A 13131-nucleotide genomic window follows, 5' to 3' on the forward strand; every position below is an offset into this window, starting at 1 on the left:
ACGGCGGACTGGCACGAGCGGGAGGCGTACGACCTGATCGGGATCGAGTACGACGACCACCCGGACCTCCGGCGGATCCTCCTCCCCGAGACGTGGCAGGGTCACCCGCTTTCTCTGGACTACGACGAGGACCGTCCGCAGATCGTCACGCTCTCGGAGAACGAGCCGGTCGAGCCGGGGGCGTCGACGGCGACCGGGAGCGACACCATGCTCCTCAACGTCGGCCCGCACCACCCGGCGACCCACGGCGTCCTCCACCTTCAGGTCACCCTCGACGGGGAGGACGTACTCGACGTGGAGCCGGACATCGGCTACATCCACCGGTGTGAGGAGCAGATGGCCCAGTCGGGCACGTACCGCCACCAGATCATGCCGTACCCCGACCGCTGGGACTGGGGCGGCGGCGGCCTGCTCAACGAGTGGGCGTACGCGCGTGCGGCCGAGGACCTCGCGGACGTCGAGGTGCCCGAGTACGCACAGGTGGTCCGCACCATGGCCGCGGAGTTCAGCCGGATCCTCTCGCACATGCTGGCGATGGGGGCGTACGCGCTCGACGTGATCGGCGACTTCACCGCGACGTTCATGTACGCCATCCAGGAGCGCGAGCGCGTTCAGGAGGTCCTCGAGGACCTGACGGGCCAGCGGCTGATGTTCAACTACTTCCGGCTCGGCGGCGTCGTCTGGGACCTGCCCGAGCCCCGCGAGGCGTTCCTCTCCGAGATCCGCGAGTACCTCGACGGACTGCCGCGTCGCCTCGAGGAGTATCACGACCTCCTGACCCGAAACGAGATCATCCAGTTGCGGACGATCGACACGGGGGTCCTGCCGCCGGAGGTCGCCAAGGAGTACGGCTGTACCGGCCCGGTCCTTCGCGGGTCGGGGGTCGACTACGACCTGCGTCGCGACGACCCGTACGGCTACTACGACGAGCTCGACTGGGACGTAGTGACCGAGGACGGCTGTGACAACTACTCGCGACTGTTGGTCCGGATGCGCGAGGTCGAGGAGTCCGCGAGGATCATCGAGCAGTGTGTCGACCTGCTCGAGGACTGGCCCGAGGACGAACGGAACATCCAGGCCAACGTCCCGCGGACGCTGCGTCCCGACGACGACACGGAGATCTACCGCGCGGTCGAGGCCGCCAAGGGCGAACTCGGCATCTACATCCGGTCTGACGGGACCGACGAACCGGCCCGGTTCAAGATCCGTGGTCCCTCCTTCTCGAACCTCCAGGCGCTTCCCGAGATGGCCAACGGCGAGTCGATCCCGGACCTGATAGCCACGCTCGGAAGCCTGGACACGATCATGGGCGAGGTCGATCGGTGAGGGGACGGGTCGCCCTCGGCGAGCCGTCGGCTGGAGGCTGTAGGGCGACCGCCGCTACGGTGCGGACGTTGAAAGGTGACCGCCCCACGCGAACGCGAGACGACCAGCGGTGTCACACACCGGCGGCCGGTCACTTGCCTCTCGTCCGTGCCCACTGATAAACCCTCGTTCACGTGTCAAGGAGGGAGAGAAAACGCATACCTCATCGGCGATCCCACGGCCACCATGTCCGTCATCGAGACCTGTCATCGCTGTGGAACGCGATACGAAGACGAGTTCCGCGTCCGGTGTGGCTGCGGGGAGCCGCTCTGGATCGAATCGGAGGCGACGACGTTCGCGTGGGACGACGGTGGGGATCGGTCGGGGATCTGGCGGTACGAGTCGCTGTTACCGATCGATCGGCCGGACGGCGTCGCGCGAGCCGCGGGCGGCACGCCGCTCGTCAGGAGTCCCGGACTCGACGACGTCGCCGGCGGTCGGGTGTTCGTCAAGGACGAGAGCGAGAACCCCACCGGAGCGTACAAGGACCGCGGGAGCGCCGTGGCGGTTCCCCACGCGATCGCCGCCGGCGACGACGTCATCGGCACGGTCTCGTACGGGAACATGGCGATAAGCACCGCCGCCCACGCGACGAGCCTCGACCGGGAGTGTATCGTGTTCGTCCCGGAGGACATCTCACGGGTGCGACTGGAGCTCATCGGCCAGTACGAGCCGACCATCATCCGGGTGAGCGGGGGGTACGGCGAGCTGTACGGAGACGCGCTCGAACTGTCCGAACGGCTTCCGATCTCGGTTCTCGTGAGCGACGCTCCGACCCGGATCAGCGGGTACAAGACGGCGCTGTTCGAGATCTGCGAGTCGTTCGCCCCCGAGACGCCCGACGTGATCGCGCTGCCGGCGAGCTCCGGCGGCTTCGCCTCGGGGGTCTGGCTGGGAGTTCGGGAGCTCGAGCGCGCCGGGCTGATCGACGAGCCGCCGCGCCTGTGTCTCGTCCAGACCGCCGCCGCCGACCCGCTGACGCGGGCGTTCGAGGACGGTGCGACGGACCCGACGCCCATGTCGCCCGACGAGACCGGCGAGACGATCGCCCACTCGATCGGAAACCCGGACCCGCCGAGCGGCGCTCGTGCGCTCGCCGCGGTCCGCGACACGGGCGGGGCCGTCGTCTCGGTCACCGACGACGAGATTCGAACCGCACGGCGGCAGTTCGCCGTCGAGGGCGGGTTCTGCGTCGAGCCGGCGTCCGCGACGACGCTGGCGGGCGTCTCGCGCCTCGCGGACCGGGGCGAGGTCTCCGCCGGGGAGTCGGTCGTTCTCGTCCCGACCGGAACCGGATTCAAGGAGCTGGGAACCGGCGGGACGGACGTCACGGCCGAGACGGTCCACAGGACGGACCTCCCGGCCCGGCTCGAGTCGCTGCTTCCGTAGCGGGGGAGTGACCGCCGGTTCACTCCGGCCGGTGGACCTTCCCGTCCCGGGCGTCGGCGTCCTTGCGACGGAGCGCGGCCGCCGCGTTGTTGGCGTCGTACCCGAAGAACACGTCCTTGACGTACGTCTCCGCGACCTCGGCCGCGTGGATCAGGGCGTCGACGTCGACGTCGACGGCGTAGAGCTCGGCCGAGAAGGGCGTCTCTGGCGGCGCGCCGTGGACGTCGTAGTCGCCGCCGAGCCGCGAGCGGAACCCGCGGAGGATCGACTCCAGCCAGTAGGTGGTCGCGTACTCGGTGTCGTACAGCGGGACCACGAACTCGTCGACATGCGCCGTCAGGGCGTCGACGTCGAGCCCGGAGCGCGCGCGGAGATGACCGGGATACGGGTCGGGGTAGAGCGTGAGGAGCGTCCGACCGGGGATCCGGTCGGCGGCCTCGGCGACGAACTCCGTGACGACGTCGGCGCGCCAGTCGGCCCACTCCTCGCGGTCGCTCTCGGCGAACAGCCGGCGACAGCGGTCGCACCGACAGAACCCCTCCCGCGGGAACCCCACGTCGTCGAGGCGCACGTCGTCGCTCTCGGCGGCACAGTCCTCGATGATCTCCAGTAGCCCCTCGCGGTACTCCGGATGGGTCGGGCAGACGTACGCCCAGTCGAAGTACTCGCGGTCGCGGGTCGCCGGCTCGCCGCGGTCGTCGACCGGGACGAGCTCCGGGTTCTCGCCGGCGGCCGCGTTGTCGCCGAAACACGACACCATGTTCACCGCGTTCGGGAGGGGCGCGGCCGCCCGCCCGGTGACGTCCTTTACCTCGTAAAACCCGAGGTCGAACGGCTCCATGTCGACCTCGTCGGCGTTCCGCGTGACGACCCCGTACATGCGAGTCGCTACGCGGGTGACGGGTAAAAACGACGGGCTTGCGCCCGGGCGGTCACGCGTTCGCGGCGACGACGCCTCCGTGGAGGCCGCATCGGGCCTCCGGGGCCCGCTTACTCCACTTCGACCGGCTGTTTATCGCCGGCGAGGAGGAAGTACGCGAGGACCACGAGCGACAGTACGACGACGAGTTTCGCTTTCGTTCCCATGTCCGTACCGTCGACCGGCGGCCGCTAAAAACTACCGACGTTCGCCCGCGTATGGACGGGCGATCAGTGGACCACCGGGCGTGAACTAAACGTCGATGTGGTCCGCGATGTCCGACCGGAGGACCGTCGAGCAGTAGTCACAGCGGACGCCGTCCGAGACCACCTCGAACCGGGTCTCGACCGGCTCGTCGGCGTTGGTGATACAGTTGCGGTTCGGACACGAGAGCACGCCCGCGACGCGGTCGGGCCGAGTCACGCGGTTCTTCTCGACCACCTCGAACTCGCGGACGATGTTGATCGTCGCCTCCGGCGCGATGAGCGAGAGCACGTCGACCTCCGACTGGGAGAGTTCTCGACCCTCCACCTTGACGAGGTCCTTCCGGCCGAGCCGGTCGGAGGGGACGTTCATCCCGACGGAGACGCCGAGTCCCTCGGAGCCGTCGATCCCGAGGATCGCGAGGACGTTGAGCGCCTGCCCGCCCTCGACGTGGTCGATCACGGTGCCGTCGCGGATCTTCGAGACGCGCAGCTCGTGGTCGCTCATCGGCCCACCTCCGTTCCCTCGGCCGCCTCGGCGTTCTCGAGTAGGGTGTCGAGAAGCGCCATCCGGACGGGGATCCCGTTGTGCGCCTGCTCGAAGTAGCGGGCGTGGTCGGTGTCGTCGACGTCGGGAGCGATCTCGTCGACGCGGGGGAGCGGGTGCATCACGGTGAGGTCGTCGGGGGCGGCGTCGAGCGTGTCGGCGTCGATCCGGTACTCGCCGGCGACGCGGTGGTACTCGTTCTCGTCGGGGAACCGCTCCTTCTGGATGCGGGTGACGTACAGCACGTCGAGCTCGGGAAGGACCGCCTCCAGGTCCTCGTGTTCGCGGACCTGTGCGCCCGTCTCGTGGAGGTCGAACCGAACGGACCGGGGGAGCCGCAACGACTCGGGGCTGATGAAGTGCTGGCGGGCGTCGAAGTTGGTGAGCGCGGTCGCGAGCGAGTGGACCGTCCGCCCGTACTTCAGGTCTCCCATGATCCCGACGGTGAGGTCGTCGAGGCCGTGGTCCTCCCGGATCGTGTGGAGGTCGAGTAGGGTCTGGGAGGGGTGTTGCCCCGCCCCGTCGCCGGCGTTGATCACGGGAACGTCGACGAACTCCGCGGCCAGCGTCGCCGCGCCCTCGCTGGGGTGTCGCAACACGATCGAGTCGGCGTACCCCTCGATGACGCGGACGGTGTCCGCGAGCGACTCGCCCTTCGAGACGGACGAGGAGTCGACGTCGCCCATGTCGATCGTGTCGATCCCGAGCCGTTGGGCGGCGGCGTCGAAGCTCATCCGCGTTCGCGTGCTCGGCTCGAAGAAACAGAGCGCGAGCATCGTCCCCGCGTGTCGGCCCGCGTACGATTCGGGGTCGGCGGCGACCTCGCGGGCCCGATCGAGCACCGCCTCGATGTCATCCCGCGAGAGCTGGGTCGCGGTGATGAGGTGGTCCTGACGCATCGTCGGAGTAGGGGTCCGGCAGTATCTTGAATCCCTCGGGTCACGGAGGAGAGGCGATATCCACGGCCGTGGATCGAGGGGACGGAGGGCGTTTCGAGATCCGAAACGGCGCCGGTAGCGGCTTCACGTTCGAGGGTAGCGACGGAACCGGTCTCGAACCCGAATCCGAACCGTTTCTGAGTCATATACTTATATCCACTGGCATTTTTTGCCAAGCTGGCATCGACACCACCGTTATTTCCGTATCGACGGAAGCGGGCGTATGGGACACACCCCCGCGCGACGCGACGTCCTCCACGCGATGAGCGTCACCGGAATCGCCACGCTCGCCGGCTGTAGCTCCGTCACCGGCGGCGACTCGACGGCGGACGACGGATCCGGCGGTGGCGAATCCACCGGCGACGGCGAGACGACGTACACGCCGGTAAGCGAACTCTCACCCCCGGACTCGCTCGAGGACTGGCTCTCGGACGCGAACGGATACGAGGGCGAACGGAAACGGACCGGGACGAACGGGCGTGCGGAAGTCCGACTCGGTCACGAGTACGACGACGGCATCGGGTTCGGTCCGGTCGTCATCGAGGTACCGCCGATGACGAACGTCCGATGGAACTGGACCGGCCACGGCGGCGCACACAACGTCGCCGCGCTCGACGGAACGTTCGACAGCGGTCGCCCGAACGCGCAGTCGGGAACGAGCTACCACTACGTGTTCGCGGAGCCCGGAACGTACCCGTTCGTCTCCGAGCCCGATCGCGAGGACGGCATGAAGGGCGCGGTCGTCGTGAAAGAGCCCCCTTCGACCGGGTACGAGGCCGTCGACGAGTGGGTCGTCCACAGCGACAACTTCGACGGGAGCATCGCGGACGAAACCGACGAGGACGCCGCGTCGGTGGCCGTCGGCGCCGAGGGGAACGGCGGTCACCTCGCGTTCGATCCGCCGGTTCTCAGGGTGTCGCCCGGGACGACGGTCGTCTGGGAGTGGACCGGCGAGGGCGGATCGACGAACGTGGCGTTCGAGGACCTCGACGTCCGGTCCGGCGATCCGACCGCCGACCCGGAGACGACGTTCGAACACACTTTCGAGGAGCCCGGAACGTACCGCTACTCCAGCCTGCCGCACGAGGCGGTCGGAATGCGGGGTGCGGTCATCGTCGAGTAGCGAGCGGTCCGTCCCCTCCCCTCGCCGTGGACGCCGCCACAACCGCCTTACCGACTCGGCCCGTAGGGCGGTCCATGAGCGACACCGACACGACCTCGCCCGACGCGGACGACCCCGTAGAGCTGACCGACGAGGAGTGGCGCGAGCGGCTCTCCGAGGAGGAGTACCGCGTGCTCCGGGAGAGCGGTACCGAGGCGCGCTTCTCGGGCGAGTACGTCGACCACCTGCCCGAGGACGGCGAGTACCGCTGTAGGGCCTGCGGGGAACTCCTGTTCGACGCCGAGACGAAGTACGAGTCCGGCTGCGGCTGGCCGGCCTTCTACGCCGCCGAGGAGGGATCGGTGACGACGACGATGGACACGAGCCACGGGATGCGCCGCACCGAGGTCCGGTGTGCCTCGTGTGACTCGCATCTCGGGCACGTCTTCGACGACGGGCCGGAGCCGACCGGCAAGCGGTTCTGTATCAACTCCGTCGCGATGGAGTTCGACGGGGAGTGACCGGTCACGCCGCCAGCCGGAGGTCGACGACGAAGACCGCTCCTTTCGGCTCGTTGTCCTCGATCCGGACGTCCCCGCCGTAGGTCTCGACGAGCGAGCGAACGAGGTACAACCCGATCCCCGCGCCGGGACTGTCGAGGCCCTTCTCGCCCTTCCCGAAGATCTCCTCGTGCTGGTCCTCGGGGACCCCCGGACCGTTGTCGGCGATTCGCACCTCGACCACGTCACCGTCGACGGCGGCGGATACCTCGACTTTCGGCGGCGTCTCGTCGTTGTGCTGGACCGCGTTCCGCAGGAGGTTCCGGAAGACGGAACTCAACATCTCGTCGGCGAGTACCTCCCGGTGCGGAAACGAGCCCTCGACGGTGAACACCGCCTGGGAGTACGCGGATCGAACCTCCTCGACCTGCTGTGAGAGGATCCGATCGAGGGGGACGCGCCGCGTCTCCACGTCCTCCCGGAGCATGACCTGCGCGAGGTCCCGCACCGTCGTGGTCAGATCGACCGCGCTCTTCGTGTTCTTCCTGATGATCTCGAGGTACGACTCTCCCTCCTCATCGACGTGCTCTTCGAGGAGTTCCGCGTACGCGCCGATCAGCTGGAGGTCGTTGCGGATGTCGTGACGCATCACCTGGTTCAACAGCCTGAGGTCGTCCCGCTGCCGTTTGAGTCGTTCCTCGGCGTCCGCGTCGCCGTCCGCGTCATCGCCCATGGTGACGCCGTAGATCGGACGGGAGTTTTTACATGTCGATCCGGGGCGGGTCAGTAACCCACGACTTCAGTCGTTGGCTTCCTCCTCGTTCCTGTGTGAACCGCCCGAGGGTCGTGCTCCGGTGTGGTCGACCACGCGCCCACCACTTATCCGTCCGGCCCGAACTATTCGGTCGGTCACTCCACGCCACGGGAATCTCCGCGGGGGGTATCCTTCAACGGGCACTACCTGAGGTCGTATGAGCCGAGACACACTCGACCGACGGACGTTCATCGGAACCACCGCGACGATCGGCGTCTCGACGCTTCTGGCAGGCTGTTCCGGCGGCGGAGCCAGCGGGGGAGACGGATCCGGCGGCGACGGGGACGGTTCCGGGGGAAGCGGGGGAGACGGGTCCGGCGACGACGGGGACGGCTCCGGGGGAAGCGGCGGTTCGGGCGGCGACGGCGAGGCCGAGTACCTCTCGGAGGAGCCGAACTACGACGGCTGGTTCGAGGGCGTGAGCAGCTACGAGGCCACCGTGGATCGGACCGGCGCCGACGAGGTGACCGTCGAGGTCGGGGCCGTGGACGGCCTCTCGTTCGCGCCGGCCGCGGTCGCGGTCGCACCCGGCACGACGGTCGTCTGGGAGTGGACCGGCGAGGGCGGCGACCACAACGTCTCGCACTCGGACGGTGCCTTCGAGAGCGAGACGGTCGGCGAGGCCGGCCACACCTTCGAGTACACCTTCGAGGAGTCCGGCGTCCACACGTACGTCTGTACGCCCCACGAGGCGGTGGGGATGAAGGGTGCCGTCTACGTTCAGGAGTAGCGCCGCCGCGGTCGCTTCCACCACCGTCACGGTCGCCTCCACCACCGTCGCGTTTAATCCCGCCGCCGCGAACGGTGAGCCATGCCTCCCGACCCGGCGATCCCGACCGTGGCGGGCTCGCTGTCGCTCGGGTCGTTCACGGACCCGCTGCTCGTCGACCCGGAGCCGTCGCTGTTGTCGGCGGTCGTCGAGACGTACCGCGAGGCGGCCCCGGAGCTCGTCGATCCCGACCTCTCCACGCTTCGGGCGACCGTCGAGGGGGAGTCGAACCCGGCCGCGACGCCGCCGGATCTCCCCTCGCTCACCGTGCTCGCGAGCCCCGACGCGTTCGAGACGGTCGCGGACGGATTCCGCGACGCGAGTCGGCTCGCCGCGCTCGTGGCCGCGGACGCGCTCGAACCCTTGACGCTCCCTGAGCCCCAACCGAACGCGGTCCTCGCCGGCGAGACGGCAGGATGTGTCCTCGTGAGTTCCGTCGGTGAACCGGGGTGGCGTCGCGTCGGCGACGATCCGACGCTTCGGAGCCGATACGAACCGGTCGTCGCGACCGCCGGCGAGCACCGCCTCCGGACGCCGAGTCGACGCCGCGTGTACGGCGCGTTCCGGGACCGATTCGGGGAGGCGGTCGCGGCCGACGTAGTGCGCCTGCTCGAGCCGGGTCCCGACCTCTCCGCAGCCGACCCCGTCGGCCCGCGAACCCGCGCGTACGTCGTCGGCGCGCGCCACGGCGCACACGACCGGACCCTCCGACGCGCCTGCGAGGACGCCGGACTGGGGAGCCCCTCGACGTTCACCCGGGTCAAGCGCCGACTCGTCGACGCCGGACTCCTCGAGACCGAGCGGGTCGCCCGGCCGGTCGGCCGCCCGCGCGAGCGGGTCGTCGCCGTCGGTTCGCTCGCGGAGCCGTCGCTGGAGACCGTCGCGGACGCGCTCCGGGAGTCGCTCGAGGAGTGACCGTCGCCGGTCGACGTGCCGGCCGACTACGTCGACCGATCGGCTTCCGAAGGGGCACCCCCGTCGGGGTCGACCCTCCTCCCCCCGTTCCCCTCCCTTCCGGATCCGTTCCCCTCCCCTCCGGCCTCCCGGTCGGCGGTGGCGCGCTTCTCGATCTCGCCTTTGAGTTCGGCGGCGGCGAAGTCGTGGTCCGGACGGATCGCGACGAAGTCCAGGAACCGGCGGGCCGCGAGCAGCTCCGCGGGGTCGTAGCTCGCGAGCGCCGCGTCGATCGCAGCCGGTGCGCCGATGAGGGGTTCCAGCGCGGCGAGCGCGCTCGCGAGGTCGTACGACCGGGCGTCCTCCCGGCCGTCCTCGCTCACGTTCGTCGCGTCGATCACGTAGATCTCCCCGTCGAGGACGAGCACGTTCTCCGCGCGCACGTCGCCGTGTGCGAGCCCCGCGTCGTGGATCCGCCGCAGGGTCTCGAACAGGTCCGGGGCGAGCTCGCGCTCCCGCTCGTGGTCGACCTCGTCGAGGGTGCGGAACTCGGGGAGGTACTCCAACACGAGGACGCCGAACCCGTCCACCTCGAACGCCTCGATCGGCTCGGGCGCGTTCACGCCGATCTCCCGGACCTTCCGGGTGGCCTCGAGCTCGTGGCGGGCCATCTCGTAGGGCGTCTCGTGGCGCTCGAAGAAGCCCTCGGTGCCGGCGGAGAAGGCTCCGAGGTTTCGGCCGGTGGTGAAAAGCGTGTGGACGAGCGTGTTCTGTCGGGTTATCACCTTCACGAAGAGGTCGTCGTCGAGCACGAACGGGATCGACAGCCAGTTGTCGGCGTCGAGGAACTCGACGCGGACGCCCTCGCGGTCGTAGCGGTCCGCCAACTCGCGGACGACCCCCTCCAGCTCGGGCCAGCTCGCGGTCCCGCGGACGAGTCGGCGGAACTCCATACACCGGGTCAACGCGCCCGCGACTCATAAAGGATCGCGAGCGCCTCGAAACGACGTGATCGATCGTCGGTGATCGATCGTGACGGTCGCATCGTTTATGCTCGCGGCGGGGGAAACCTCCCTCCATGGAGTTCGAGCCGTCCGCGGAACACCGGATGATACGGGACACCGTCAGGGAGTTCTGTGAGTCCGAGATCCGGCCGATCGCCCAGGAGATCGAGGACGACCACCGGTTCCCCGAGGAGGTGTTCGCGGCGCTCGCCGACCTCGACGTGATGGGGATCCCCGTGAGCGAGGCGTACGGCGGGCTCGGCGGCGATCAGTTGATGTACGCGCTCGTCACCGAGGAACTGGGCCGGGTCTCCGGCGGGATAGGGCTCTCGTACGCGGCACACACCTCCCTCGGCGCGAAGCCGATCGAGGCGTTCGGGACCGAGGCCCAGAAGGAGGAGTGGCTCCGCCCGCTGGCGGAGGGCGACGGGATCGGCGCGTGGGCGCTGACGGAGCCGGGGAGCGGCTCGGACGCCTCCGGCATGGAGACGACCGCCGAGTACGACCCCGACGCCGACGAGTACGTCCTGAACGGGACGAAGCAGTTCATCACGAACGCGAACGTCGCGAACTCGGTGCTGGTGAAGGCGGTCACCGACCCCGACGCGGGGTACGACGGGATCTCGACGTTCATCGTCGACCCCGACGACGACGGCTTCGAGGTGGTCACCGTCTGGGAGAAGATGGGGCTGAACTGCTCGCCCACCTGCGAGATCGCCTTCGACGACCTCCGGCTCCCGGCCGACCGGCTGCTCGGCGAGGAGGGCGACGGCTGGGAGCAGACGATGTCGACGCTCGACGGCGGCCGGATCTCCATCGCCGCGCTGTCGGTCGGGCTCGCGCAGGGAGCCTACGAGGCCGCAAAGGAGTACGCGGGCGAGCGCGAGCAGTTCGGCAAGCCCATCGCGGAGTTCGACGCGATCCGTGACAAGATAGTCCACATGTACCGCCAGATCGAGCGCGCCCGACTCCTGACGCACAAGGCGGCGACGCGGTACGACGCCGGCGAGCCCGTCACGAAGGCGTCGGCGCTCGCGAAGCTCGACGCCAGCGAGGCCGCCCGTGAGGTGGCCGAGGAAGCCGTCCAGACGCTCGGCGGGTACGGCTACACCACCGACTTCGCCCCCCAGCGGTTCTACCGCGACGCGAAGCTCATGGAGATCGGCGAGGGGACGAGCGAGATCCAGCACGTCGTCCTCGGCCGGGAGCTCGGCCTGTAGGCGGCACCGCTCGGCGGCGAGTCAATCGGCGGCTCGCTCGTCCCCGAAGGCGACGAGGTCGTCGTCGACGCCACGGATGCTCTCCGCGAGCCGCGACCCCTCCGGCACCGACGCGAGGAACTCCGGCGAGCCGAACGACGCCTCGCCGTTGACCGAGAGGTACCCCAGATCGGCCGGATCGCCGTCGAGTCCGGTGAGGAACCCGACGGTTCGCGCGGTCGGCACGTCGCCGACGCTTCCGGTCGGATCGACCGAACCGTACAGGCCGCGGTGGGTCGCGACGTGGTGGACGCAGGTCGGCGTTGGCGCGAAGAACAGGAGGTAGCGCGCGCCCGGTCCGTCCCGTCCCAGCTTCGGACGGAGCCGATGGGCCTCGTCCGCGTGGAAGTACCGCTCGGTCCGGCGGTACTGTCTGAGGACCTCGTTCGCGCCGGTGGCGCGGCGCACGGCGGCGTCGGATTTGAGCTCGATGACGTGGTCGACCCGATCCGGGAGACGAAGCCGGACGTAGACGTCGACGACCCCGCGGCGGCCCTCCGCGTCGTACGGCTCCTCGAGCCGGATCTCGGGGTCGTCGTGGGCGGTCCCGTAGTGGTCGACGACCCGCGTCGCCAGTTCGTCCTCCCGCATGGCTCCGGCGAGGCGGCGGCGACGCTTAAGGGTCCGCTTCGCAAGCGGATCGATCGCCGATCGTCCCGGCGGTTTCGTCCCGTCGAACCGGTGCCCCGCCGACCGTTCGTCAGAAATATATGAAATAATATACTTTCGTGTCCGTGTATTCCCGAGAAACGAGAGGAATCAAGGGGTTTGTATGTCTTCGAGCCCTACGATCCGGAGATGACACGAAGACTGTCCAGACGGCGGTACGTCGTCGGAACCGGCGCGGCGCTGACCACCGGTGCGCTCGCGGGCTGTTCGGGTGGCGGCGGCGACGACGGAGACGGCAGCGGCGGGGACGGCGGGAGCGACGGCTCCGCCGGCGAGCCCGCCGACGACGTGCCGAGCGGGATCGACGACTACCTCACGGAGGGCGAGGCCCGCCTGTACGAGGGGACGATCATGGACTACACCGGGCAGGACGAGGTCGTCGTCGACGTGGGTGCCGGCGACGTCGGGTTCGCGTTCGACCCCGCCGCGATCCGGATCTCCGCCGGCACGACGGTCGTCTGGGAGTGGACCGGCGAGGGCGGCGCACACAACGTCGCTTCCGTGGAGGGATCCGACGCCGAGTTCAACAGCGGCGATGCCGTCGCCGAGGAGGGCGAGACCTTCGAGCAGTCCTTCGATGCGGCCGGGATCCAACTGTACCACTGTACGCCCCACCAGGCTAACGGGATGCTCGGCGGGATCGAAGTCGTCGAGTAGTCGAGACCGCGGGCGACGCGGAACGGGTCCGGTAACACCGACGTCAGCCGGTTTCCTCCCCGTCCACGCGTGTACAAGTACCATCGGAGCGTAGTCTCTGAC

Annotated in this window: 13 protein-coding genes and 1 pseudogene; 8 read left to right on the plus strand and 6 right to left on the minus strand. The window is 69.1% G+C overall.

What is annotated here, in order from left to right; all coding sequences use genetic code 11:
- A partial coding sequence (locus F3H10_RS12625) for an NADH-quinone oxidoreductase subunit D (protein ID WP_149785120.1) occupies positions 1–1326 on the plus strand: 1326 nt, incomplete at its 5' end.
- Between the two features lie 225 nt (positions 1327–1551).
- On the plus strand, positions 1552–2754 hold the full coding sequence (locus F3H10_RS12630) for a threonine synthase (protein ID WP_188127940.1): 1203 nt from the start codon (positions 1552–1554) through the stop codon (positions 2752–2754).
- A gap of 19 nt (positions 2755–2773) precedes the next feature.
- On the opposite strand, the gene F3H10_RS12635 is transcribed toward F3H10_RS12630, so the two are convergent.
- From F3H10_RS12635 to pyrB, 3 genes are all read right to left on the minus strand, one after another.
- Positions 2774–3634, minus strand: a complete 861-nt coding sequence (locus F3H10_RS12635) for a hypothetical protein (protein ID WP_149785121.1) — start codon at positions 3632–3634, stop codon at positions 2774–2776.
- Between the two features lie 291 nt (positions 3635–3925).
- A complete protein-coding gene (pyrI, locus tag F3H10_RS12640; RefSeq protein WP_149785122.1) occupies positions 3926–4384 on the minus strand; it encodes an aspartate carbamoyltransferase regulatory subunit in 459 nt (152 codons plus the stop codon).
- A complete protein-coding gene (gene pyrB / locus F3H10_RS12645) occupies positions 4381–5322 on the minus strand; it encodes an aspartate carbamoyltransferase (protein ID WP_149785123.1) in 942 nt (313 codons plus the stop codon). Before pyrB ends, pyrI begins: the two co-directional genes overlap by 4 nt.
- A 262-nt stretch (positions 5323–5584) precedes the next feature.
- Here pyrB and F3H10_RS12650 point away from each other — a divergent pair, with 262 nt between their 5' ends.
- The gene (locus F3H10_RS12650; RefSeq protein ID WP_149785124.1) at positions 5585–6484 is read left to right on the plus strand and encodes a halocyanin domain-containing protein; all 900 of its coding nucleotides are present in this window, start codon (positions 5585–5587) and stop codon (positions 6482–6484) included.
- Between the two features lie 74 nt (positions 6485–6558).
- Positions 6559–6984: a peptide-methionine (R)-S-oxide reductase MsrB gene (gene msrB, locus F3H10_RS12655; RefSeq protein WP_149785125.1), complete on the plus strand. Its 426-nt coding sequence runs from the start codon at positions 6559–6561 to the stop codon at positions 6982–6984.
- 4 nt (positions 6985–6988) lie between these two features.
- On the opposite strand, the gene F3H10_RS12660 is transcribed toward msrB, so the two are convergent.
- The gene (locus tag F3H10_RS12660; protein WP_149785126.1) at positions 6989–7696 is read right to left on the minus strand and encodes a sensor histidine kinase; all 708 of its coding nucleotides are present in this window, start codon (positions 7694–7696) and stop codon (positions 6989–6991) included.
- 238 nt (positions 7697–7934) lie between these two features.
- Between F3H10_RS12660 and F3H10_RS12665 the strand changes: the two genes are divergently transcribed.
- Both F3H10_RS12665 and F3H10_RS12670 read left to right on the plus strand, forming a co-directional pair.
- Positions 7935–8507: a halocyanin domain-containing protein gene (locus tag F3H10_RS12665; protein WP_149785127.1), complete on the plus strand. Its 573-nt coding sequence runs from the start codon at positions 7935–7937 to the stop codon at positions 8505–8507.
- Positions 8508–8588: 81 nt separating this feature from the next.
- Positions 8589–9461 carry a transcriptional regulator TbsP domain-containing protein gene (locus F3H10_RS12670; RefSeq protein ID WP_149785128.1) on the plus strand — a complete coding sequence of 291 codons (873 nt, stop codon included), beginning with the start codon at positions 8589–8591 and terminating at the stop codon, positions 9459–9461.
- A gap of 140 nt (positions 9462–9601) precedes the next feature.
- Here the strand turns inward: F3H10_RS12670 and F3H10_RS12675 are convergent.
- Positions 9602–10393 (minus strand): annotated as a pseudogene (locus F3H10_RS12675) (RIO1 family regulatory kinase/ATPase domain-containing protein); the annotation flags it as partial.
- A gap of 125 nt (positions 10394–10518) precedes the next feature.
- On the opposite strand from F3H10_RS12675, the gene F3H10_RS12680 reads away from it, so the two are divergent.
- Positions 10519–11664, plus strand: coding sequence for an acyl-CoA dehydrogenase family protein (locus F3H10_RS12680; RefSeq protein WP_149785130.1), 1146 nt, complete (start codon positions 10519–10521; stop codon positions 11662–11664).
- A gap of 21 nt (positions 11665–11685) precedes the next feature.
- Here F3H10_RS12680 and F3H10_RS12685 read toward each other — a convergent pair whose 3' ends face one another.
- Entirely contained in the window at positions 11686–12294 is a 609-nt protein-coding gene (locus F3H10_RS12685) for a hypothetical protein (protein WP_149785131.1), read from the minus strand.
- Positions 12295–12501: 207 nt separating this feature from the next.
- On the opposite strand from F3H10_RS12685, the gene F3H10_RS12690 reads away from it, so the two are divergent.
- Positions 12502–13029, plus strand: coding sequence for a halocyanin domain-containing protein (locus F3H10_RS12690; protein WP_149785132.1), 528 nt, complete (start codon positions 12502–12504; stop codon positions 13027–13029).
- Positions 13030–13131: the final 102 nt, after the last annotated feature.

The sequence above is a fragment of the Halorubrum aquaticum genome, assembly GCF_900113615.1.
Lineage (GTDB): Archaea > Halobacteriota > Halobacteria > Halobacteriales > Haloferacaceae > Halorubrum > Halorubrum aquaticum.